This is a genomic window from Microcoleus sp. Pol12B3 (assembly GCF_036701355.1).
In the GTDB taxonomy this organism is placed as follows: Bacteria; Cyanobacteriota; Cyanobacteriia; order Cyanobacteriales; family Microcoleaceae; genus Microcoleus.
Genome location: NZ_JAUBQS010000020.1, coordinates 88597 through 111978, shown reverse-complemented (window position 1 = coordinate 111978; position 23382 = coordinate 88597). Strand labels below are relative to the sequence as shown.

The following is a 23382-nucleotide window of genomic DNA, read 5'->3' as shown; positions in this document are numbered from 1 at the left end:
ACTCAGTTGTCCTAATCGGTTGATTAGGCTAACCGTCCCTGAGTATTTCTACTCATTTAGGTTAAACGAATCGCACAAGTATATTTTTATTGCTATTTTTTAATGTAACTTCATAGCGATCATTTGCAGACCTACGGTGGCATAATTACATGACGACTGGATTTGGGATTCATCGCCCATCTAAGACTCAAATCTGACAACAGAAAATTTTATGACAGTTTCTACAACACTTAAAACAGCCACTTCCCCGTTTTTGCCCCCCGCTGACTCTAGAGCTAGAGTCAGCCAATTTATGAAAACCCTACAAGACGAAATTTGTCAATCCCTCGAACAGCTCGATGGCGTTGGCAAATTTAAGGAGGACTCTTGGGAACGCTCCGAAGGCGGCGGCGGACGTTCTCGCGTCATGCGCGAAGGCGATGTGTTTGAACAAGGGGGAGTCAATTTTTCCCAAGTGTGGGGCGAAAGTTTGCCGGCTTTGATTTTGGCAAAGCACCCAGAAGCTGCCGGTCACGATTTCTATGCAACGGGCACTTCGATGGTGCTGCACCCCCGCAATCCATACTTGCCTACGGTTCACCTGAATTACCGCTATTTTGAGGCCGGCCCAATTTGGTGGTTTGGCGGCGGTGTGGATTTGACTCCTTATTACCCGTTCGCTGAGGATGCAGCTCATTTTCACAAAACTCTGAAAGCAACTTGCGATCGCCACCATCCCGGATATTATCCGACCTTTAAACTCTGGTGCGACGAATATTTCTACCTCCCCCACCGCCAAGAAACCCGCGGCGTGGGCGGTCTGTTTTTTGACTACCAAAGCGCTCAAGGCGCGCTTTACCGCGACCATCATGTCAAAGGCAAAGCCGCTGAGTGCAGCAACAACATCGGCGTGCCGGAACCTAGAACTTGGGAGTCGCTGTTCGCCTTCGTACAGGATTGCGGCCGGGCCTTTTTGCCGGCTTACACCCCTATTATTGAAAAGCACCGATCGAAAGAATACGGCGAGCGCGAGCGTAATTTCCAACTTTACCGCCGCGGCCGTTACGTTGAATTTAACTTGGTGTACGATCGAGGCACGACCTTTGGCTTGCAGACCAACGGACGCACCGAATCGATTTTAATGTCCCTGCCACCTTTGGTACGCTGGGAATACTCTTACGAGCCAGAACCCAACTCTCCCGAAGCCGAACTCTACTCCAAGTTCTTAAAACCGCAAGATTGGGCGAATTGGATGCCTCAGCAGTCACCGACCTGAGTTAAACTACTGGGACAGTAACCACCGCGATAGATAATAAATTTGAGGGAAGGGTCAGTGATTCATATTGATCAAAAAACCCACACGCTTCAAGACGGTACAACAGTTATCGTCTTAGCACCGACAGGACGGTTGGACATCACTACAGCTTGGCAATTCCGCCTCAAGTTGCAAGAGTGTATTTCCAAACTTAGCCGCCATGTTGTAGTGAATCTTGGTCAGGTTAACTTTATCGATAGCTCTGGCCTGACCTCACTTGTAGCAGGTATGCGGGATGCGGATAAAGTTAAGGGAAGTTTCCGCATTTGCAATGTTCATCCCGAAGCCAAACTGGTGTTTGAAGTCACCATGATGGATTCTGTGTTTGAAATCTTTGAAACGGAAGAAGAAGCTCTAGAGGGGGTGCCGCGCGCAAGTTGACCGCTCCCGCTTGCATCGGTTGCGGTGTAAGCGCAATTTAAGCTTGAGGCTCACAAAATGCGCCGGAACCCTGCACAAGAACAGGAAGCAGGTAAATTCTTGCCAGCTTCCTTATGCTTTCTTCCTTTCTTGAGAGGTTGAGGGGTTCACCAAAACACTAAAGTAGAAGAATAGGTCAAGGTAAAGTCTTGCCTTCTATCCTAGATAGCTAAATCTTTCTTCCTTGTTTCTTGTTGCTTCTTGCTTCAAACCAATATCTCAGCAGCAAAATCCTGACGCTTGACAAATCTAAAAGGGCCCATTAAAGCTCCCCAGATAGCCTTGCCTGTCGTGGGGTTTATTCCTTTGTCGTAGCTGAGAAATTCCTCGCCTGCGGCTTCAAATCCCAAGTCTACTTGGTAATTTTGCCCCCCGTAGGCAAAGCCGCAGCGAGTGCCCTCCGGCAAAGATGCCCGAAAGCGATAGCTGTTTGAGGCTAAATTTTGCACTGCAACCGACAGGGTGCAGCCGGGGAGGAGTTGGATTTTTTCCTTCGTTAGCTTTCCAAGCAAGTCGGGGTTGCAACCGGCTCCTTTGACGGCTGTAATGTCGTGGAACATATAATACTGAGCTTCGATAAGTCCCGGCGCTATCTGTGAGTGCCTCAGTTGCACGATGCGGGGGCGGTATGGCTTATCTAATTCCAGGATGTTGGCTTGTTCAGCAAACAGCGCAATGCTGGGTTCGGAAAATAAACGAACCGATAGTGGTCTTTGCCACAAACGAAGGTGGACGTACCACGTCGGCTCTGCTAGCGCTTGTTCCCGGTTGTCAAATTCGCCCGCCATGTACTGGGCTAAAGCTATTAATTCAGGAGAAATTGTCATGTTTGTTTGATTTTTCACCATTAGGGGTTGACAAGAAAAAATTATTGTGCTATGCAAGACCATCTCTAGGCTGGGGAAGTCAGAAGATTAGATTTATGAGCGATCCCAGCTAAGCTATGATTGTAAAGATACTGGGGTTTTTCCCTCCTATTGCGACATATTAATTGTTGCTGCCGATCGCGCGTAAAATATTTTTGATAATTTTTTTTCTCGCAAGGAGGTGGCAACGCTTAAAAAAACTGGCAATTTTTGTCAGATCGATCGCAGAATTGACTCCCCCGACTTTACTCACGCCGCGCTGGCACGCCCGCTACGGCAAAATTATTTATCTATAAGACTCAGGTGAACAATAACCGTACTGTTTCAGATACTAAGCGAAGTTTCTATACGATTCACACTCGACCGATCAACTCAATTTACCGTCGAGTGGTGGAAGAGTTGATGGTAGAAATGCACTTGCTTTCGGCGAATGCCGATTTTCAATACGACCCGATTTATGCTTTGGGTGTAGTGACAGCTTTCGATCGATTCATGCTTGGGTACGCCCCAGAAGCAGACAGAGTTTCGATTTTTAACGCTTTGTGCAAGTCCCTAGAAGACGATCCAGAGCGCTACAAGCAAGACGCTCAGCGATTGGAAAGCTTGGCAGAGCGACTTTCCGGACAAGAGTTGCTCTCGTGGCTCGATCGCTCGACCAGCTTTGAAGATACAGCGGATTTGCAAGCGTCTTTAGGGGCGATAGCCAGCAACCCTCAATTTAAGTACAGCCGCTTGTTCGCGATCGGTTTGTTCTCGCTGTTAGAAAAAGCTGATCCTAACTTAGTAAAAGACCAAGAAACGCGAAACGGTGCGATCGCTAAAGTCAGTGCGGCCTTGCACCTGCCAGAAGACAAAGTTAGCAAAGATTTAGATTTGTACCGCAGCAATTTAGAAAAAATGGCTCAAGCGCGAATAGTGCTTCAAGATGTCATCCAAGCGGAACGGAAAAAACGCGAAAAGCGAGAAACAAAAGTTACCGCTGGCCCCTCGGCAGACTCTTCTGACAGCAACAATTAATCCTTTCAGGGAAGCAGGAAGTTTGGCAACGGATTCGCTTTCTTCGGATGTAACGGATGTCAGGAACAAGGAATAAGAAAGAGGGATTTTTTATTTTTGACACAAAATAAATAAATCTTAAATTTTAATTGTTCTTCTTGAATTCTGGCTTCCACCTTGTGCCTTCAGATGTTGGTTGCTCAGAAACTAAAAATCCCGCTTTCTGAATTGAGCGGGATCGGCTTAACTGAAATAGAGCTGTTGGGGTCGTACTAAGGCTGGGGTTCAAAATTAGTGGCGTTAGCTTGCAGCCAAGTGCTTAGCTGTGAAAGAACCTCGTTTCCCGAAGACTTGCCCAAAGCTGTCGGGTTTGGGGTGTCGGGTCTGTCTAAGTTGCGGGCGATGGCTGCGTTGACTTCTTTGGAAATCAAATCGTGAAGTTGCTCTTTAGCCCTAGCCCTTTGAAAGTGAGCGCCCTCTTCTGTCGTAGCGTACAGAGGTGGCAGCCTATTTAACGCATAAGCTGCAATATCTCCCACATCCAGACTCAGGTCGCTCGTCGCCTCAATTTCGGCCACCCTAGCGATCGCATCGCTGAGTACCAATTCTTCCATCACATTGATGAACTGTTTGCGTGGCAGTACCACCACTTCCCCAGTTAACAAAGATCCCATCAGACGATCGAGAGCCATGTACTCTTCGATCGACAATTCCGAAGCCGTATTGCAGATCCGTCCCACCTCAGCTTCCATAGACGGCGTTAAATAACCATCCTGCAAAGCCTGTTCAACAATTTTTTCAATACTCATATATGCGTCCCCGCTCAACGGCATCATTAATAAAGTTTTGTGAAGACGCGATGGTTAGCGTCTTGAGATTTGAGTTGTGAGGGTTGAGTTGAGAAATTTTATACAAATCCTAACTCAATTACAGATAACCCATAACAGTTATCTGCACACCCCAGCCACAAACTTACCCCATAATTGACTGATAAATCCGTCAAAACCTGTAAAAATTCCTACTCAACTCCCTGAAGCCGCCAAGGTACAGGATCGACGGACTGCCCGTGCACGTAAAGTCCCCAGTGCAGGTGAGGGCCTGTAGCAGCCCCCGTTGACCCCAGAGCACCGATTACTTGACCGGCTTTCACGACATCGCCTTCCTTGACATCAATCCGGCTGAGGTGCATCAAAATACTTGCTACCCCCTGACCGTGGTCGAGACCAACCACATTCCCGTGGATTTTGAAGCCTTGCGATTCGCGTCCCACTAGAGACACCCGACCTGCTGCCGGTGCCACGACAGGGGAACCGTAAGCACCTGCGTAATCAACGCCGCGGTGGTAGTAGTCTTGAGCAAATACCCCATTATAATAACGTCGCACCCCGTAAATAGTAGTAATTTCGCCGGAGTTGGGGCGCAACAATTTGCCGTCCCAAAATTTTTCGGGTGTCACCAGTGCTTTAAATGCGTCTACGCGATCGAATTCAGCATCTGTACCTTCCTCGTCTTTCCCAGGCGGAAGCCAGATAGATTGAGTGGGAAAATCTCGATCGCGCACTTGCACGATCAACTTCTGCACTTGTCCGTCACCTGTGACCTGGATTTGGCGGGCACCTGCTTTCTCTACCGGCGTCGTCGGCAGCAAGGCACGAAAGCGCCCATTGCCGATGGGAAACGCGGGGTAGTTTTTTTGCTGGAGAGAAACTTTTGGAGTTTCCCCCCCGTTACCGTCAACCTGAATCATTACTGACAGCGTATCTCCCAGTTCTGGATTTGTCGGCGTCACAACTACCTGCAAAGCTTGCACCGGCAGGGCAAAACTCAGAAAGCCAGCAACAATTCCCCCGATCGAACTGGCGGTTAGCTTGTTTGCTTTCAACTGCCCCCACCGCCAAATCCGACCCGTAACTATTTCGGCACTTAGCCCGCCGTTGCCTCGAATCACAGTCATTATCATCACTAGGTGTCCTTAATCTTTGTCTCGCTGATATATTTTTAACTATCTAGACTAACTATAGCAATCCGCAATAAGTCAAGAGAAAAAGCCTTAGGTAAAAAGCTTGGTCAAAAATTTGGAGATGAGAGACTAACTTAAATAAATACTCAACTTGAGGTGATAAGAATAATAAAAATTCCCGTAGTGCGGGGAGGAAAGCCCGCTTGAGGCAGACGCTCACACTATAGTTTCCATTACAAATATCGGAGAACCCAAGTTTCAACAGCAAAACTCTTAATCTATAACCAGATGATTGTATTTTATCAGTCCTAGGTACTATTACATAATTTTTGACAATTAATATTAGTTATAGTTCACGGCGCTACAACAGAATTATTTTTAACTCAAGAGCTGTTAAATGAATTCTTTCTTAGCCGTTGACTTTCCTAGAACCTTCCTCAAACTCTCTAGTTATTGTAGCCTGTTTTTGGCAAAATAATATTGATTCCCAATTTTAAAATCTCACCTCTAAAATGGTATGAGATAAAAATTGAGACTTGCTATAATCCGATCGCCTAGAATTATAGGGATTCAAAGGTAGCAGTGAAACCATCTAACGTCAAGCATTCTTCCATAAATTCCTCTACATCATTGACATTCTCAAGCTGATATTCCATGATGCGTTGACCATCGCCTTTCATCTTTTTGGAAGAGGAAGGCGTGGCCGGATATTTGGCCGCGATGGCTTTGAAAGCTTTGGAATGGGTCTCCCAGCTTTCTGCAGAACATTTTATGATTAAAAGCCACATGATTAAATTCCTCCTTGGGTTTGGTTTAGTAATAGTCAGACACCAGTCAAACTGAAATCGATAGTGCGGAAAAATCAAGGGATTCGGTGGTTTGGAAAAAAGCTAAAAGCCGAGCGACTATGTGAGCAACACCACCCTTAACATTAGACTCAACATTCAAAGGCATTACCGGATCGTGGAGCGATAAGCGTAACAGAAACCAGCCGGATTCGCAAGCTGACGTGCAGGAAATTCGCAGACCTTCGTAGTTGTTGGGAACTATTTTCCAGTCAGCTTGCGTTGAGACAAATTCTTGCAGTTGCTCAATAACGCGAGATCCGTGAGCCTTGAAATCATCTACACCAAGTTTAATCCGAAATTCTACACTTTCTTCGGGTTCTTTTAAATTCGCAATTAAATCTGGTAAAGATTGGTTTGCTAGCTTTGACTTAGCCAATTCAATTAATAATTTGCTGACCAAATAAGCGCCATCATCCAAAAAGTAATTTTCTTTCAAAGCTCCATGTCCAGAGGTTTCAATCGCCAGCCATGATTCCTGTCCCGCTTCATTGAGGCGTATCGACTCATCAATCACATTTTTGTAGCCGCGTTTAAAGCGATGGTGAATCCCTTTTAGATCCTGTTCGATGAATTGTGTCAAGCCATCAGAGGTGATAGAATCGGTGACAATGGTAGAGCCTGGGTGTTCTTTTAATACGATCGCAGAAATCAACGCAATTAAGCGATTGCGATTGAGTTCCTTGCCAACTCGATCGACAGCCGCACTGCGATCGACATCGGTATCAAAAATAATCCCAAAATCAGCTTTATGTTCAATTACCGCTTGACAAATTGACTGCATTGCCTGTTTATCTTCGGGATTTGGCACATGATTGGGAAAAGTACCGTCTGGTTCTAAAAACTGACTGCCCGTGGTGTCTGCACCTAAAGGTTTTAAGACTTTATCAACATAAAAACCGCCAGCGCCATTGCCCGCATCCACAACAATTTTTAATCCTTTCAGCGGCTGCTCAAAGTTATCGGCGTGATTGACTGCTTCCCGGATTTTTGTGACAAATTGGTTAGCATAAACAGAGATAAAATCATGCTTTGTAAGCTTACCGGGCGATGAGGCTGGCTCAAAGTAATTGCTTTGGGCTAGTGTTAAGATCTCTGTAATATCCTGCTTTTGTAACCCACCTTTGGCAGTGAAAAACTTTAAGCCGTTTCGATTAAATGGCAAATGACTAGCAGTGAGCATAATCGCGCCGTCGCAATCAAAACCAGGGGTAATGGTACTCATAAACATGGCGGGGGTTGAGGCCATATCAAAGTCGTACACTGTTGCACCAACTGAGGCGATTCCCTCGATCACTGCTTGCATTAAGGTTGGGCCTGATAGCCGACTGTCACGACCGATCGCGATCGTTAATTCTGCCGCTGGTTTATTGAGTTTTTGCACCAGCCAACTGACAAAGGATTTACCTAAGATTGTCGCAATTTCGGGCGTTAGGTTGACTTTTTCATTGGGAACGCCTTCGAGGGCGATACCGCGAATGTCCGATCCATTTTGAAGTTTTGTCCAGTTGAAGTTTTGCATAATATATTGATGGTAAGTAAAAATATCGGAGTCCGCGGTTGAAACTAATTATACAAACTTTCCTCTGCCGCTAAACGGTCCGACTCAGATTCGCCGAACGTCCTTCGAGGACTAATAAATAAACACGGGAGAAATATCAAATTCGGTATTATTAGTCATTAGGGTGACAGAGTTTTTCTATTCAATCAGCTAATCGGCATTTAAGTTGTATTTAAAGAAACAATCCCAGTCTTGTAGGTGGGATGTGAGCAACACCCATAATATCCAATTGCAATGTTGAACAGCTTACTGAGAATTTTTGCCCCATCACCGCTAAAATTAAGCTCTAATTCCTTAGTCGCGTTCAACGCTGTAAATTGCCTGCAAGCGGAACTCACCATCAGGGGGAACTTCCACAATATCTGTAGCTGCATTGGTCGTTTCTACGCAGAGCAAACGCTGATAATCTTCATCATCAAGGTCGGCCATATTTGCAGAAATTGTCACCCAGGGATTCCACACTACGACGGATTTACTACCCGATGATTTAATGCGAATCCGACGATTGAGGGCGCTATCGTCAATGACTAATTCATTGGTGACATCAAGATAAATGCGATCGACTTCACCTGTTACTACCACTGCACCCACTTGAGTTTTTTCGACACCACCATCCGCTTTATCAAGATACTGGCTATTTTCTAAACCTAAAACCTGCACGCGGTTAATATCGCCGACTTGGAAATAGGTGTGGAAAGCTTGCGTGAGGGGAAATGCTTTGTCGCCTAGATTGCGGGTGATTAATTCTACAGTGAGGGTGGTGCCGATCGTAATCACGATCGCCAGTTCAAAGGCTTGGGGCCAAATTGCTCTAGTTTCATCGGTATCCTTGAGTCCGAGAGTGACTTTGGTTGCGCCGTCTGGGGTTGTGGCGGTTTCTAACACATTCCAGAGACGATTCCGCACAAACCCATGACTCGGACGCCCCAAGGCTTCGGGATCGGGGCCAAACCAGGGCCAACAGATGGGTATACCGCCTTTGATGGCTTTCCCTTCAGCGTAGTAGGCTTTTTCGCTAACGAACATCAAATCTGTGGTTTCGGTGGCTGGTTGAAAAGAGAGAACTTGACCGGAATACACAGAAATTAAGGCTTTGGCTTGACCGTTGTCGATGTGAATCATCGGGAAACCACCATTTCCCGTGGCGAAGGTGAGGTTCCCGGCAATGCCGTAGTCTGTGTTTAATTGGTCAATACTCATGCTTTTGGCTTGGTGAATTGCTTTACAATTATCCGATATTATGGTTGCTAGATTGATTAGATTGTTGGGTTGGACGGGGGAAGGTGCGATCGACACAACGATGCCCTCCGACAAAAAGATTGGAAGTGCCAACCGACCGCGAGGGGATGTGCGATCGAACCCACCGACAAACTTTGCTGATTTCTCCGTAAGCAAGCCGATTGCGTTTAGCAGCGAGATCGTTGAGGATGGGATGCCCCGATCGCCAGCTTCGCGCAAAACCGTGAATCAGCACTAACGGCTTACCTGTGCAACCTCGAATGTAGTGCATTTCACCAGCCATTCGGTCTCAGGTTGAGCCATTGGGTTAAATTCCGTTGAGTCGATCGACTTTCATGCGCCCCACTTTACAAATGCTGACGAGTCGGACGGACGATCGTTTCGTTGACATCCACATCACCGGGCTGCTCAATGGCATAGGCAATCGCCCGGGCGATCGCAAAGCCGCTTAATTACCAAGCGCGAGCGTATTGAATTGGAGCAGGCACTGATTGACGTAGTTGCTTCGCAGCCCGCATCGGCCAATAAGGATCGCGCAGCATTTCTCTGGCAAGTAATACCATATCTGCTTGACCGGTACGGATGATGTGGTCAGCCTGCGCGGGTGCAGTAATCATACCAACTGCTCCGGTGGCAATGTTGGCTTCGCGTCGAATGCAATCGGCAAAAATAGTTTGATAACCTGCACCCGTCGGAATCTTTTCACCCGGTACAATTGCACCTGAAGAACAATCGATTAAATCAACGCCCAGTGACTTTAATTTATCGCTGAGTACAATACTTTGTTCAATGTCCCAACCATGTGGAACCCAATCGGTTGCAGAGATGCGAACCCAAAGCGGTGTTTGATCCGGCAAAACATTTCGCACCCCTTGTACAACTTCACATAAAAACCGGATGCGATGCTCAAAACTGCCACCATAGTCATCTGTCCGTTGATTGCTCAAAGGAGACATAAATTCATGCAGTAGGTAGCCGTGAGCCGCATGAATCTCTATTACGTCAAATCCTGCTTCGAGGGCGCGTTGAGCTGCCTTAACAAAGGATGCGGTCAACTTTTGAATGTCTTCGATACTCACAGCGATCGGGGCGGGGCTATCGGGTTCAAATGGAATGGCGCTAGGGGCGATCGAAGTCCATCCTCCTTGGGATTCCGAAAGCACATCGCCGCCATCCCACGGAGCTGCTGTACTGGCTTTTCGACCTGCATGAGCAAGTTGAATTCCCGCAACTGCACCGTTGCGGTGAATTAACTCGACGATTCGCGCCCACATTTCAATGTGAGGATCTTGCCACATTCCCAAATCTTGCGGCGTAATTCGTCCTTCAGGCTCGACCGCCGCTGCTTCAGTCATGACAAGCCCTACCCCTCCTACGGCTCGACTGACGAGATGAACCAAATGCCAATCATTGGCGAATCCATCAACGCTTGAATATTGACACATGGGAGAAACTGCAATGCGATTTCGGAATGTAACACCGCGTTGATCCAATGGCTCAAATAAATGCGACATGGTTGTAAACCCTTAAGTTATAAAGTGCACAGATCTCAAGTACAGACTTTCTTCACAGTGGGAAGTTGACTGACCTCATTCCACCCAGTCCGCAGCTTTGAAGTTCGCGCGATCGTTGCTTCGTACTCTGGGGTCTGCGATAGGTAGGTGAAGACGGGAATTATGTAGAAATCGGCAATGCTCAGTTCGTGACCGAGCTAGCTCATACGGGTGTCCTGCAGTTAGGGACTCGATCGGCTCTGGCGCAGTCTTTACAGGTGCTACTGCAGCTTTCACCTAATCCTCGTCACTTTGACTCCCCTGGCTAGACACAATCAGACGTTCAATGGCAATTGACTCGATCGCGAGTGCATAGAGATGGCTGTCCATAATCCCCATAATCTCGAGTCTCCGAGGGCTTGTCAGTATACAGCTCAAATATCTCGACCGAGTGCGTTTTTGAGCAATAAAATCACAGTTTAGGCTTGGGAGTCCGAAAGTAACAATAACCCGTTAGAAGGAGATTAATTTCACAGCAGACAGTATCGTGATTCTTAACTTCCCAAAGCGGCCAACCTTCGGATTTTTTAAATTCGGCTCTCTGCGTTGGGAGTAAACATTTTTTCAACAATATTTTTCCGCAGAAAAACTGTCAATGGTTTTTCTATCAAAGAGTAGAATATGCAACCGAAAACTACGGCGAACATTGCCAGTAGAGCCGGAGCAAAGAAACCGTCAAAATATTTTTCTAATTTCGCCTTTTGGAGAATTTTTGTACTTGCTGAAATCAGAGGCCCGTGGGTCAAGAATATCGAGTATGACGCATCTCCCAAAAAAATTAAAATATAAGGAATTTTCGGGGAATCCTTGAGGTCTATCGAGGTAGCAGCAATGATTAACAGAGCTGCTAGCACTGCAAAAGTAGTGACGCGCTCAAACTCTATGTTTCCCCATGCAACGAGAATTCCTAAAATAACATATCCTAAATTGGCTATTCCAAATAATATCCACCTGTACTTGCCAATCTTATTATTATATTTAATCACAATATAGGCAGCCAAGCAGCCCAAAACAAATTCTAGATTCATATTACCAAATACTTGACTTAGCAAGAAAAAAGATTTGGGAAAATTTATAAATTTACAAAAATTTAAAATCGTTACCAATAGCCAAGCCGAAAGTATAGGCGCAGAATGTTTGGGCTTCAGCCAAATAGCTATGCTGAACAATACATAAAAATATATTTCGTAAGTTAAAGTCCAACCTACATCCAGAATGGGCTTGTCCTTTTGAGGAATCAAGAGCAGCGATACAATTACCTGTCCCACACTTAAATCTTTATTGTTAGCAAAACCGGGAATTACTAGGAAAAAACACAAAACTGTTAGAGTAATTATCCAGTATATGGGGTAAATTCGCACGCCACGTTTGACTAAAAACGATTTTAACTGGTCTTTTTTACCGATCGCCGATCGGTGAACATACACCATAATAAAACCGCTCAATACAAAAAAGTAATCAACACCGCTCCACCCAGCCTGAAATAAATTAAAAAAAGTAACTTGATTTAATCTCTCGCCGCTCATCTCGTTGAGGTGAAACATTACCACTAATACAGCCGCAATCCCTCGATAAACTTGCAAGAGGTTAAGCTTTTTGTGAGGAGTTGAACTCTGTGCCATGAGAAAATACCTGGGTCAAGGGTGGCCGTTGTGCTGGTTTATCAACTATAGTCAACGCGCCAAATATAGTCAACACATTAGATACTATAATATAACTTTATACTTTTTTCATAAAGTTGTGCAAGAAGACTTCCGACTGATCGTTGACTTAGTTCTAGTTCTCGCTGCTGCCGCAGCAGGAGGACTCTTTGCATCGCTGTTGCGACAGCCGGTAATTCTCGGGTATCTCCTGGGAGGGATCGTAGTTGGACCGGCCGGTTTGGGGCTGATTAAAGAATTAATTCAGGTAGACACCCTGGCTGAATTCGGGGTTGCTTTTCTGTTATTTGCCTTGGGAGTGGAATTTTCTTTCGCCGAACTCCAGAAAGTAAAAGCCATTAGTTTGGGCGGGGGGGGCTTGCAAATTGTGCTGACGATCGCCATTACTACTGCAATTTCCTTGGCTGTAGGCTGGGTAGAATCGCCCGCTCAAGGCGTGTTTTTAGGAGCGATTCTGTCGCTTTCTTCGACAGCAGTTGTACTCAAGTGCTTGATGGAGCGCAATGAATCCGGTACTTCCCACGGTCAAGTCATGCTGGGAATATTAGTAGTTCAAGATTTAGCCTTGGGGTTAATGCTAGCAGTTTTGCCGGCACTCAATCAGCCAGCAGAAGAGATCGGCATGACGGTAGCGTGGGCCCTAGTGCGGATCGGGTTATTTGCTATCGGTGCTGTAGTCGCGGGCATTTGGATCGTACCGCAGTTGCTGCGCTACCTGGCGAAAACAGAAAGTCGGGAACTGTTTTTGCTGGGAGTTGTGGTTTTGGCTTTAGGAATTGCGCTGCTGACAGAATATTTGGGTTTTTCGATCGAGATGGGCGCATTTGTGGCGGGTTTGATGATTTCAGAAGTTGAATATGCCGACCAAACTCTCACTTATGTCGAGCCTTTGCGAGATATTTTTGCATCCTTATTTTTTGTCACGATCGGAATGTTAATCGACCCGGTGTTTCTGTGGAACCATCTAGAATTAATTCTGGGACTGGTATTTCTAGTATTTGTCGGCAAATTCTTGATCGTCGCGCCGATCGTCCGACTATTTGGCTATCCGCTAAAAACAGCATTGATCGCAGGTTTGGGCTTAGCTCAAATAGGAGAATTCTCCTTTGTACTCGCTAGTTCCGGCCAAGCTATGGGGCTGGTTTCGCGGAACGTTTACCTGTTAATTTTAGGAACGACAGCCGTCACCCTCGTGCTAACTCCGTTTGTATTGAGAAGCGTGCCGCAGTTATTGAAATGGGCGGAAAATTTCGGACCTTTGCAGCGCTATTTTGACGAAACATCTCAACCTGTGGCTATAGCTGAAACTTTACCGGAACAAAATTATGTTGTGGTTTGCGGCTACGGGCGAGTAGGCAGAATTTTAGTCAAAATGCTGCAAAGTCGCAACTGTTCAGTTGTGGTGATCGACGAGTCAGAAAGTAGAATTCAAGAGTGCAGAGTGCAAGGAATTCCTTACATTTACGGGAATGCTGCCAGCTTGCACGTATTGGAAGCCGCGCGGGTGGAACGGGCAAAAGCAATGGCGATCGCCCTTCCCGATCCCATGAGCACTCGGTTGTGTCTGAAGCGGGCTTTAGAATTAGTCCCGGATTTGGATATTGTGGTGTGCGCGAACCAAGATAAAGACATCGAACTGCTTTACCAACTGGGGGCCTGGGAAGTTGTGCAGCCGGAGTTTGAAGCCAGTTTAGAACTGTCTTCCCACTTGCTGGCTGGCATGGGACTCTCGGCAACCGCGATCGGGCGGGATGTGCAGCAAATTCGCAGCAGCCGCTATCTGGAATTGCGGCCACCGCGCGAACCTTTGGCTGTTTCGCGGGATTTGAAAGTGGCGGTTCGAGATATGAACAGCGAGTGGTACAACTTGCCGTCAGGTTCTCCCATCGCCAGCATGACTCTGGAAGAAACTAACTTGCGGCAGTTGACAGGGGTCAGCGTGATGGCGATCGTCCGCGAGAATGGCGAGGAAATTGATTATCCTAACGGCAAGACAGCTTTGCACTCGGGCGATCGACTTTTTGTAGTCGGAGAACCGGAAGAACTCATCAGTTTTGAGTTGCTGGCGAAAGGGGAAGTTGCTGTGCCGCAGGGGGACAGTTCTTGCCAGTGGCTGAGACTGCCAGCAAACAGCCCTTGGGCGGGCAAAAAACTGTCAGAGATAGATTTGCTGACCCAGTACGGGGTGCAGGTGCGGGCGATCCGCCGGGAAGGGAAATTTACTCGCTGGCCGGACGGAACTAGCAATTTGCAAGAAGGCGATCGTTTGCTGCTGTGCGGCGGCTTCTACGAGCTCGGCTTGATGCAGCGGACGGCCTCACCACCGGTGCCGCAACCTGCTTTAAAGGTGCCTTTGGTCAAGGCCCAAGTCATCGAAAAGCTGTTTAGCGATTAGGGAAGGAAGAAGGAAGAGGGAAGAAGGAAGAGGGGAGAGGGAAGAGGGAAGAGGGAAGAGGGAAGAACGAAGAACGAAGAACGAAGATTTGTTCCACTGTCTCCCTCTCCCAATCTCCCCATCTCCCCCTACCCCACTCTCCCACTCTCCCCCTCTCCTCAGCCGTTGGGTTTGAGATAAGCAATTGCTGGCCGCGAGATCAGAATTTGTGTTTCTGAGGGATCGAGGAGGCAAATGCAGCTATTATCCTGCCAAAAAATTCTGCCCGCTAGTAAGTCGCCGGTCAGGAGTTTGATCTCCACCTGTTGTTTGTCTTTGATGTAGCTTTGTATTAAGCGAACGCTGGGCAATCCGGTTTCAAATTCAGACATAGTTCAGAAAAATATAGTCAAATATTACCTTAAACCATATTCTTCTGTTTATACCGTTTAACCCTTAGTGTCCCAACTACAAGCGCGTCTGCACGATGAGATAGAAACCAGTTGGCAGCTAGTTTTCGACCGATCTTAATTGAGCCATTGACATCAGCATTAATTAGATATCCCTAGAGATTTATAAAAATTATATTTGTTTGTATTTCAATAGAAAGGACTATAAATTGCATAAAGTTTTATAATACTGGGAAATGGGTAATTTGGCCAGCAAATTATCTATCATTTTTAACGAAAAGAGGTTGGTTTTTATGCCGAAAGAGTTTGCGAAGTATCAGGGACTGGGAAATGATTTTATTCTGATTGACAACCGCCACTCGTCAGAACCGACGATTACACCAGAACAAGCTGTGGATTTGTGCGATCGACATTTCGGGATTGGCGCAGACGGTGTGATATTTGCTCTTCCGGGTCAAAACGACACTGACTATACGATGCGGATTTTTAACTCCGACGGTTCGGAACCGGAAATGTGCGGCAACGGGATTCGCTGTTTGGCTAAGTTTATCGCCGATTTGGAAGGGTCAGAGGCGAAAACTCAGTACCGCATCCACACTCTGGCTGGTGTGATTACCCCGGAATTGCGATCGGACGGCCAGGTGAAGGTGGATATGGGAGTGCCCCGGCTTCTGGCGGCGGAAATTCCGACAAATTTGGCTGCAGCGGATGCCAAAGCTATAGATGTGCCGATCGAAGTTGCTGATAAATCTTGGTCTGTTACCTGTGTCAGCATGGGTAATCCTCACTGCATTACTTTTGTAGAGGATGTTGCGGCTGTTGCTTTAGAAACTGTCGGGCCTCAATTCGAGCACAACAAAGCATTCCCGCAGCGTACCAATACGGAGTTTATTCAAGTGATACGTTCAGACTACGTAAAAATGCGGGTGTGGGAAAGAGGCGCGGGTGTTACTCTAGCTTGTGGGACTGGTGCTTGTGCTGCTGTGGTAGCTGGAGTGTTGGTAGGGAAGTGCGATCGGGTAACTGCGGTTGAGCTCCCCGGTGGCGTTTTGGAAATCGAATGGGCAGAAGTTTCTGGGCGGATTTACATGACCGGGCCGGCACAGCGAGTATTTACTGGTTGTATTAGTGATTAGTGATTAGTCATCAGTCATCAGTCATCAGTCATCAGTCAGAAGGTTTTTTTGGTGGAATTAACAAACAATAAAAATTATTGAACTCAAAATTTTTATTGAATTCTGACCAAGACCTTCGGCCTTCACAAATTATTGACTGCCGACTGAAGACTGAAGACTAATCACTAAGCCAGAAATCTAAAATCTAAAATCTAAAATCTAAAATCTAAAATTGAGTAGGTGGGCTGGCATGGCTGGAGGTATTTATCTGATTCAGGACGACGACAGGCTGGTAGAAATGATGGAACAGCCCTACGACTTGGAAGACCAGTTACAAGACTTGCTAGTAACTTATCCCAATTTGATCGCGGGAGACCAAATCGATCGGGCTACGGCGCGGAGGTGGCTGTTAATTTCGCGGGAAGCTGCACCCAGCGATGAGGAAACAGCGGTGCAGTGGTCGCTAGATCATTTGTTTCTCGACCAAAATGCAGTTCCTACTTTGGTAGATGTCCGGCGAACTCCTAATGCCGAACTGCGGCAAAAAGTTTTGGGTCAGTCGATCGACTATGCTGCTAATGCGTTGTTTTACTGGCCCATCGATTCAATTATTGCTCTGTTTGAAGCTAATTGTCGCGATCGAGGTCGCGATCCCGAACAGATTTTTGAAGAGTTTCTCGGTGCAGATGCTAATGAAGACAGATTTTGGCAGAAAGTTAAAACTAATTTGCAAGCCGGTAAAGTTCGCTTAGTGTTTGTAGCTGACGAGATTTCCGCTGAAATGCGCCGAGTTGTGGAATTTCTCAACGAACAAATGGACCCGGTTGAAGTTTTGGCGCTGGAAATTAAGCAGTATGTAAGTGAAGACGGTTTAAAAACGCTGGTTCCCAGAGTGATCGGTCAGACAGCGGAAGCACAGCAGAAAAAATCCAGCGCAACGCGCGAAAGAAGGCGCTGGGATGAATCTTCATTTTTTGCGGAAATCAAAGCTAGACGGGGCGCGGACGAGGCGCAAATGGCAAAAGCAATTTACGTTTGGGCAAAAAGTCAAGAGCCCGAAGTTCAAATCCACTGGGGAACGGGGGATGCCTACGGCGGTTTCGCCGCTCAATTGCCTCAAAAGGGAAGAAAACCCTATCAGTTATTCACTGTAGATATTGCTGGCAGAATGGAGATTTCTGCTGATAATTACGGTTCCCAGCCGCCGTTTAATGCGGAAGAAAATTGGCTGGAATTGAGAAGTAAGCTGAGTTCGATCGGTCTGTCGCTACCTATAGAACCGGGCGAGAGAAGGTCGCCGAGTCTGGCTTTGTTTACTTTGCAAGACGAATCTGCCCTCAAGCAAGTTATGGAAACTTTTGATTGGGTGATTGAGCAAATTCAAACCTTATAGTTACACTCAGAGATGATAGAAACGGAGGACACGGCAGTGCGGTTTCCCTACCCCCATTAATTGTAGGGAAACGGCTCGGTTAAAGCCTTCTTCCATTGACTGTTGAATGTTATACCAATTCACTATGAAGATACACTAAATGAGGCTGATGTCTTTCTGGTTGGAACTCTATCCTTAGCATTATATTAAATGCAGCTTCATAGTGAATTGGTATTACCTACTCTGATAATTCCAGTACATCATTGCAAAGTTTACAATTTTTGTCTGCCGCTTGGTAATGGATGTTTCATCCCACTCACTACTATCTGAGTTAGTAAACGTGATAAGTTCTTGCTGACAACGAAATTTTGAATTCTTATAGAAGTAGTTATATTTATAATCAAAATTAGAATTGGATTTGGCGGAATTTTCCCAGGATAGATCAAGCGTTAAGTTCCCAATACTATGAATATAATTACCCCAGAAACCTTCAGGCATCCAAGGATGAATTTGTCTAGGTACTTGGGGAATGATATGCTCAATCGAGAGACCTTGGTACTGGCGAAATCCTATCAGTTCATCTTGTAGGTACTCCGTTTGTCGAAGATAATTTTCATACTGCCAAAATAGATAGTTCAAATCATTTTCTGAAATAGCTTCATAAAAGTCGGGTGAAATAAGTCTCTCCTGAAACTCACGATCACTACAGAACTCACCGACAATATCCTTGAGACCTGATATTAAAACCTCAAAGTCTCCCTGGAAGTTTTGTGCTAACTCATGTAGCCGCTTTGAAATTGTAGTGTTTGTGAGTTTTCGCTTTCGTATTCCATACACTCTGAAACTTATAATTTCCATCAGTTTCGTTACTCTGCCGAAGTTAGAGTGTTCTTGGCTATTATCATGCTTCCAAGACACGATGAGTAGTGGCCAGAAATGTGCTGTTTTCTTTAGATGGAAAAGATTGAGTAAGTTTCCCCTGAGATTTTGGGATACTTGATTAAATATTGCAAAAGTTTTGCTCAGTTGACATGAATACTCATCTATAAATTTTGTTGCATCAGCAAAAGTAGCGGGACTTGCTGTAAGTGAGTTAATTCTTTCCTTGATCAACGATAAATGACGCGAATAATCCTTTTGACCGTCTGTTTTTACATTAGCCTCAAAAGCAATATAGTGCTGTCGCAAGATAAAATCTTCGCTGATTCCGGTAATATTTTGAATAGTCTCTTCATAATCCCTGTAAATCTCACCAAACCGATTCTGTATTGTTCTCAGATAGCTCTCTGGATCATTCGCTGCAAGATAAACCTTATACATTAAGAAGCTTTTGATTTTTTCAAGACTTGTCAGAGGTTTACCCCTGTCGTTAGTCGTCTCAAAAATTAGTGTTGCTTCTGCATTATTTATAACAGCGTATGTCAGGACTTTAGCCTTCTCAATCTTCTCGCGTATCTCACGCAACTTTTCAAGAGTTCGCTTTTCTAAATCCTTGATGAAGAAGTCCTTGGCATCTAATAAACGACGTTGTGAAGGGGTTTAAATCAAGCTTTCAGTATCCTCACAATCTTCTAATATACACTTGCAAAAAAACGGTTGATCGTATTCCAAAACTCGTAATTTATATTCATTTCGGTACTGAACGTAGGTTTCACGAAGAATCGATACATCGTCACCGAAGGAATCAAGTTTATCAAGCAACAGCCGCATGAAAATTGTGAGTGTTGTCAGCCTTTGTTGACCATCTACAATGTTGATTATCTTGAAATACCCCTCGCTGTCTCCTATTTGCAGTAGGATTGTCCCAAAAAAGTAATCTTTGCCTAAAGCTTGGTTATCAAGATCGCTAATAAAATCTCGCAGTTGCTTTGTTTCCCATGCGTATGCACGTTGATACTTGGGAATGTTGAAAATTCTGCGGCTTTCAAACAGATCACTGATAGCCTTCTGTCCGTTTTCCATTGTGTTTTCTCTCTAGTTTAAATTGAGTTAACCCCATCACTGAGGACAAGCTCTTTTCAATACCGATTAATTTATGATAGCTAAGCCCATCACCAATAACATCAACTCCTCCCAAGATGGGGAAAAGGGAGAGGTAAATCATCTGCTCCTCGGTTTAAGCCTGAGCTTGTTAATCTCATTATTATGTTTAGGGGGTAACGGGTGTCATCCTCAACATAATAATGAGTTGATGCAGAGTGAGCGGCCGATCGCAAATTACCAATTACCAATGACTATTGATATCGAATATTAGCTTGTTTCAAGCGCCGCAATGCTTCTCCCAGTCGATCGCAATCTGCAATTAAACTAATTCTCACATATCCTTCGCCGCCCGGCCCAAAAGCATTGCCAGGAGTCACCACAACACCAGTTTGCTGCAAAACATTGAGGGCAAAATCAGTCGAACTCATGCCCGGAGTACACGGAACCCAAAGATACATTGCCGCCAGAGGTTTGGGAATATTCCAGCCTAATTCTGCCAATCCTTCCACCATGAAATCCCGGCGAGTCCTGTAACGATTCTGCACTTCGTGCAAGTAACTGTCGGGCAATTGCAGTGCAGTTTCGGCTGCTGTTTGCAAAGCGGAAAATATACCGTAATCTAGGTTAGTTTTTAATGTCCGCAAACCTTGAATAATTTTGCTATTTCCTACTACAAAACCGACTCGCCAGCCTGCCATATTGTAGGTTTTGGACATCGTGTGAAATTCGACACCGATTTCTTTCCCGCCGGGAATTTCTAATAAACTCGTCGGTTGATAGCCGTCAAAGGCTAATTCTGCATAACACAAGTCATGAACCAGCAAGATTTGATGTTTGTGGGCGAAAGCAACAATATCTTTGTAAAACTCGCGGGGTGCAGTTGCTCCAGTCGGATTGCTGGGATAATTGAAATAGAGTATTTTGGCTTGTTCGGCTACGCTGTCGGGAATGTCGGCTAAGTCAATTACCCAGTCATTTTGTGGTTTGAGAATGATGTTGTGAACTTTTGCACCGGCGATAATTGGCCCGCGAAATAATACGGGATAAGCGGGACTCGGTACTAATATTACGTCCCCTGGATTGATATAGGCGATCGCAAAATGTGCTAAACCTTCTTTAGAACCCAACAAAGGCAATGCTTCGCTTTCTGGATCGAGTTCAACGTTGTAGCGGCGGCTGTACCATTTAGTAATAGTACGGCGGAAACTGGCAGTTCCTTCAAAGGGTGGATAGCCGTGATTGGCAGTATTTTGGATAGCTGCGACGGCGGCTTCTACTACTGGTTGAGGAGTGGCACCGTCGGGGTTTCCCATTCCTAAGTCTATTAAATCGAGTCCTTGTTCGCGGGCGCGGGCTTTGAGTTCGTCGAGACGGGCAAATACGTAGGGCGGTAGTTTTTGCAACCTGTCAGCAGGGCTAATCCAATCCAAGGTCATTTATTTTGTGTCAGTTGTCAGTTTTCCTGGTTTGTAGTAAGGACTTCCGTCCTTGCTAGCACAGCCTTTTCAGGACTTTAGTCCTTACTACAAACTGTTTTAATTCTTAATCTTTAATTCTCCCACAGGTGCGGTGGTAGAAACCATCGCTGCCATTAATTGTTGGGGAACAACTTTAAAAGGCAGTCGGTGAATGTCGGAATTAGGATTGCAGGCTATGTCGGCGGCGCGCTGCAATTCTGCTATGGTAATGTCTCCGAGTCCGAGGTTGTCTAAAGTTTGGGGTAATCCAATCTCGGCGTAGAATTTTAGCAGTTGCTGTCTGGCGCTAGCGGCGAGTTGATTGTTTTGCAGCATTTCTTCTAGTCGCAGTTGTACTAAAATGCCGTAGGCGACTTTTTCGCCGTGCAATGTGCCGTGACTTGCTAATAGATGAGTTAGGCCGTTATGGACGGCGTGGGCGGCGACGGTGCGACATTGGGCGCCGCCGATTCCGCCGATTACTCCTGCTAGCAATACGGCGGCATCTGTGACTTCTTGCCAGGTTTCGCTACCGGGTTCTTTGAGGGCGGCGGCTGATTTTTGGAATAAAATATCGCGCAGTATTCTAGCTTGTTGAACAGCAGAAATTATCAGGGTTTGTTCGGAGTGTCCGCTGCTGACTGATGCTTCGTACCATTTCGCGATCGCATCTCCAATTCCTGCTACTAATGTCCGCTGCGGTGCGGTTTGAATTAAGCCGTAGTCGAGTATTAATAAGTCGGGACATCTAGCTAATGTGACATCGTATTGGAATGCACCTTGTTCTGAATAAATGTTAGAAAGGGCTGTCCAAGCGGCACAGGTGGCTGCTGATGTGGGTATTGTGACGATCGGGATTTTGCACTGATAAGCGACGAGTTTTGCTGCGTCTAAGGCTTTGCCACCGCCTACACCGATGATGAAATCGGCTTCATGGGTTTGGGCTGCTGCGCGGAGGGTTTCGAGGCTGGTTTCGCTGCAATCCTTGCCGTATGCTGTTTCAGAGGATTGTAACTGCTGCTGTTCGAGGATTGGTTGCAGGTAGGGTTGGGCGGCGGCGAGGGAGTTGCTGCCGCCGACGATTAGCGGCCGCTTTCCGAAACGGCCGATCGCATCTCCGGCTTGTGCGATGGCCGATCGACCTCGCAATACACAGGCGGGAGCAATTGTCAAGGAATAAATTGCTGGTGTGGTGGCGGTCTTAGTGCTTTGGGTTTGAGTCATCGAACCACTGGATAAGTGACGAGAAGGTTGACGCTTTGCAGGATTGCTGGATTTTATAGGATAACTCTAACCCATGTTGGGCGATCGGGTAAGTTTTGTAAAGTTTTTATTAAGTATTGTGGTTGGGCATGGGCTGGGGAGGGTGAAGGGCGATCGGTATAATAAATTTACAGCCAAGCATTGATGAGGCAGGATCGCAGTTTACGAGGCGATCGGCAAAACTTACGCCCAAACCACAAAAATCAATAAAATATGATATTGAGCAAACATAGTATTTTGTTAACCGCTCTTCTATTAGTAGTGCTGGGAAGTTCAATTTTTATAAATATTCTTCTTTTCCGTCGAGCTAAACAGTTTTATTTAGAGCTTAATCAAACTCGTTTAGATCCTCTGGGATTAAACAACTATCCTACAAATCTCCAGCAACTTACTAATACCAATCCAACTCGTGTGGTTTTCTTTGGTGACTCTAGAGCAGCTAGTTGGACATCGCCTAATATCAGTGAATATGAGTTCATCAACCGGGGAATTAGTTCTCAAACCTCAGTTCAGGCTATCGAGAGATTTGCCTATCATGTGAGTTCCTTAAAACCAAATATAGTCATCATCCAAGTTGGTGTTAACGATCTGAAAACCATTCCCTTGTTTCCTGAACGCAGAAATGTGATCGTTGCCAATTGTCAAGCAAATATTAAGCGAATTGTCGAAGAATCTAGGAATTTGGGTGCAGTAGTAATCGTGACTACTATTTTCCCAGTAGGAGAAGTGCCACTCCAGCGCAAGCCTTTTTGGTCTGATGACATCAGTCGGGCAATTAAAGAAGTCAATGCCTACATTGCGACCTTAGCTGGAGATAAAATTATAGTGTTTGATACATTCCCTATTCTTGGCGATAGTCAGGGCATGATATTGCCGAAATATAGAGCAGATGAACTACACTTGAACGCACAGGGGTATGCGATTCTCAACCAGAATATCTCGCAACTACTCAATACAATGGAACGGAAAAAAGTACAGAATTAGGCTATTTTGAAAAATTAAATGTTTGACTC

General features: G+C 45.8%; 21 protein-coding genes. 7 read left to right on the top strand and 14 right to left on the bottom strand.

What is annotated here, in order from left to right:
• The first annotated feature begins 211 nt into the window (after positions 1-211).
• Together hemF and QUA53_RS12785 are read left to right on the top strand one after the other, a co-directional pair.
• The gene (gene hemF / locus QUA53_RS12790; protein ID WP_333097583.1) at positions 212-1255 is read left to right on the top strand and encodes an oxygen-dependent coproporphyrinogen oxidase; all 1044 of its coding nucleotides are present in this window, start codon (positions 212-214) and stop codon (positions 1253-1255) included.
• A 57-nt stretch (positions 1256-1312) separates the two neighbouring features.
• On the top strand, positions 1313-1675 hold the full coding sequence (locus QUA53_RS12785) for an STAS domain-containing protein (protein WP_006631392.1): 363 nt from the start codon (positions 1313-1315) through the stop codon (positions 1673-1675).
• Between the two features lie 245 nt (positions 1676-1920).
• Here the strand turns inward: QUA53_RS12785 and QUA53_RS12780 are convergent, their stop codons facing one another.
• The gene (locus tag QUA53_RS12780; protein WP_333097585.1) at positions 1921-2541 is read right to left on the bottom strand and encodes a chromophore lyase CpcT/CpeT; all 621 of its coding nucleotides are present in this window, start codon (positions 2539-2541) and stop codon (positions 1921-1923) included.
• 342 nt (positions 2542-2883) lie between these two features.
• On the opposite strand from QUA53_RS12780, the gene psb29 reads away from it, so the two are divergent.
• Complete coding sequence (gene psb29, locus QUA53_RS12775) at positions 2884-3597, top strand: photosystem II biogenesis protein Psp29 (RefSeq protein ID WP_333097587.1); 714 nt, start codon at positions 2884-2886, stop codon at positions 3595-3597.
• A 251-nt stretch (positions 3598-3848) separates the two neighbouring features.
• Here the strand turns inward: psb29 and QUA53_RS12770 are convergent, their stop codons facing one another.
• From QUA53_RS12770 to QUA53_RS12730, 8 genes are all read right to left on the bottom strand, one after another.
• Complete coding sequence (locus tag QUA53_RS12770) at positions 3849-4385, bottom strand: late competence development ComFB family protein (protein WP_006631395.1); 537 nt, start codon at positions 4383-4385, stop codon at positions 3849-3851.
• A gap of 209 nt (positions 4386-4594) precedes the next feature.
• Positions 4595-5536, bottom strand: coding sequence for a M23 family metallopeptidase (locus tag QUA53_RS12765; protein WP_333097716.1), 942 nt, complete (start codon positions 5534-5536; stop codon positions 4595-4597).
• A gap of 560 nt (positions 5537-6096) precedes the next feature.
• Positions 6097-6324, bottom strand: coding sequence for a hypothetical protein (locus QUA53_RS12760; protein ID WP_190658651.1), 228 nt, complete (start codon positions 6322-6324; stop codon positions 6097-6099).
• Between the two features lie 46 nt (positions 6325-6370).
• Positions 6371-7903, bottom strand: a complete 1533-nt coding sequence (locus tag QUA53_RS12755; protein ID WP_333097590.1) for a phosphomannomutase/phosphoglucomutase — start codon at positions 7901-7903, stop codon at positions 6371-6373.
• Positions 7904-8236: 333 nt separating this feature from the next.
• Positions 8237-9142 carry a D-hexose-6-phosphate mutarotase gene (locus tag QUA53_RS12750; RefSeq protein WP_333097591.1) on the bottom strand — a complete coding sequence of 302 codons (906 nt, stop codon included), beginning with the start codon at positions 9140-9142 and terminating at the stop codon, positions 8237-8239.
• 28 nt (positions 9143-9170) lie between these two features.
• Positions 9171-9464, bottom strand: a complete 294-nt coding sequence (locus QUA53_RS12745; protein ID WP_333097592.1) for a hypothetical protein — start codon at positions 9462-9464, stop codon at positions 9171-9173.
• A 169-nt stretch (positions 9465-9633) separates the two neighbouring features.
• Positions 9634-10695: an NADH:flavin oxidoreductase/NADH oxidase gene (locus QUA53_RS12735; protein ID WP_333097594.1), complete on the bottom strand. Its 1062-nt coding sequence runs from the start codon at positions 10693-10695 to the stop codon at positions 9634-9636.
• Between the two features lie 566 nt (positions 10696-11261).
• Entirely contained in the window at positions 11262-12356 is a 1095-nt protein-coding gene (locus tag QUA53_RS12730) for an acyltransferase (RefSeq protein ID WP_333097596.1), read from the bottom strand.
• 118 nt (positions 12357-12474) lie between these two features.
• On the opposite strand from QUA53_RS12730, the gene QUA53_RS12725 reads away from it, so the two are divergent.
• Positions 12475-14790, top strand: a complete 2316-nt coding sequence (locus QUA53_RS12725) for a cation:proton antiporter (protein ID WP_333097598.1) — start codon at positions 12475-12477, stop codon at positions 14788-14790.
• A gap of 158 nt (positions 14791-14948) precedes the next feature.
• Here the strand turns inward: QUA53_RS12725 and QUA53_RS12720 are convergent, their stop codons facing one another.
• Entirely contained in the window at positions 14949-15161 is a 213-nt protein-coding gene (locus QUA53_RS12720; protein ID WP_333097600.1) for an Hfq-related RNA-binding protein, read from the bottom strand.
• A 311-nt stretch (positions 15162-15472) separates the two neighbouring features.
• Between QUA53_RS12720 and dapF the strand changes: the two genes are divergently transcribed.
• Positions 15473-16315, top strand: coding sequence for a diaminopimelate epimerase (gene dapF / locus QUA53_RS12715; RefSeq protein WP_333097602.1), 843 nt, complete (start codon positions 15473-15475; stop codon positions 16313-16315).
• 229 nt (positions 16316-16544) lie between these two features.
• Positions 16545-17687, top strand: a complete 1143-nt coding sequence (locus QUA53_RS12710; protein WP_333097718.1) for a hypothetical protein — start codon at positions 16545-16547, stop codon at positions 17685-17687.
• A 213-nt stretch (positions 17688-17900) separates the two neighbouring features.
• On the opposite strand, the gene QUA53_RS12705 is transcribed toward QUA53_RS12710, so the two are convergent.
• The 4 genes from QUA53_RS12705 to QUA53_RS12690 all read right to left on the bottom strand — a co-directional run bounded on the left by QUA53_RS12705 (position 17901) and on the right by QUA53_RS12690 (position 22330).
• Positions 17901-19130, bottom strand: a complete 1230-nt coding sequence (locus QUA53_RS12705) for an HNH endonuclease family protein (protein ID WP_333097604.1) — start codon at positions 19128-19130, stop codon at positions 17901-17903.
• A 75-nt stretch (positions 19131-19205) separates the two neighbouring features.
• A complete protein-coding gene (locus QUA53_RS12700) occupies positions 19206-19628 on the bottom strand; it encodes a DUF262 domain-containing protein (protein ID WP_333097606.1) in 423 nt (140 codons plus the stop codon).
• Positions 19629-19900: 272 nt separating this feature from the next.
• Entirely contained in the window at positions 19901-21085 is a 1185-nt protein-coding gene (locus tag QUA53_RS12695) for an aspartate aminotransferase (RefSeq protein ID WP_333097608.1), read from the bottom strand.
• A 99-nt stretch (positions 21086-21184) separates the two neighbouring features.
• Entirely contained in the window at positions 21185-22330 is a 1146-nt protein-coding gene (locus QUA53_RS12690) for an iron-containing alcohol dehydrogenase family protein (protein WP_333097610.1), read from the bottom strand.
• Positions 22331-22582: 252 nt separating this feature from the next.
• Here QUA53_RS12690 and QUA53_RS12685 point away from each other — a divergent pair, with 252 nt between their 5' ends.
• A complete protein-coding gene (locus QUA53_RS12685; RefSeq protein WP_333097613.1) occupies positions 22583-23353 on the top strand; it encodes an SGNH/GDSL hydrolase family protein in 771 nt (256 codons plus the stop codon).
• The last annotated feature ends 29 nt before the right edge of the window (positions 23354-23382 follow it).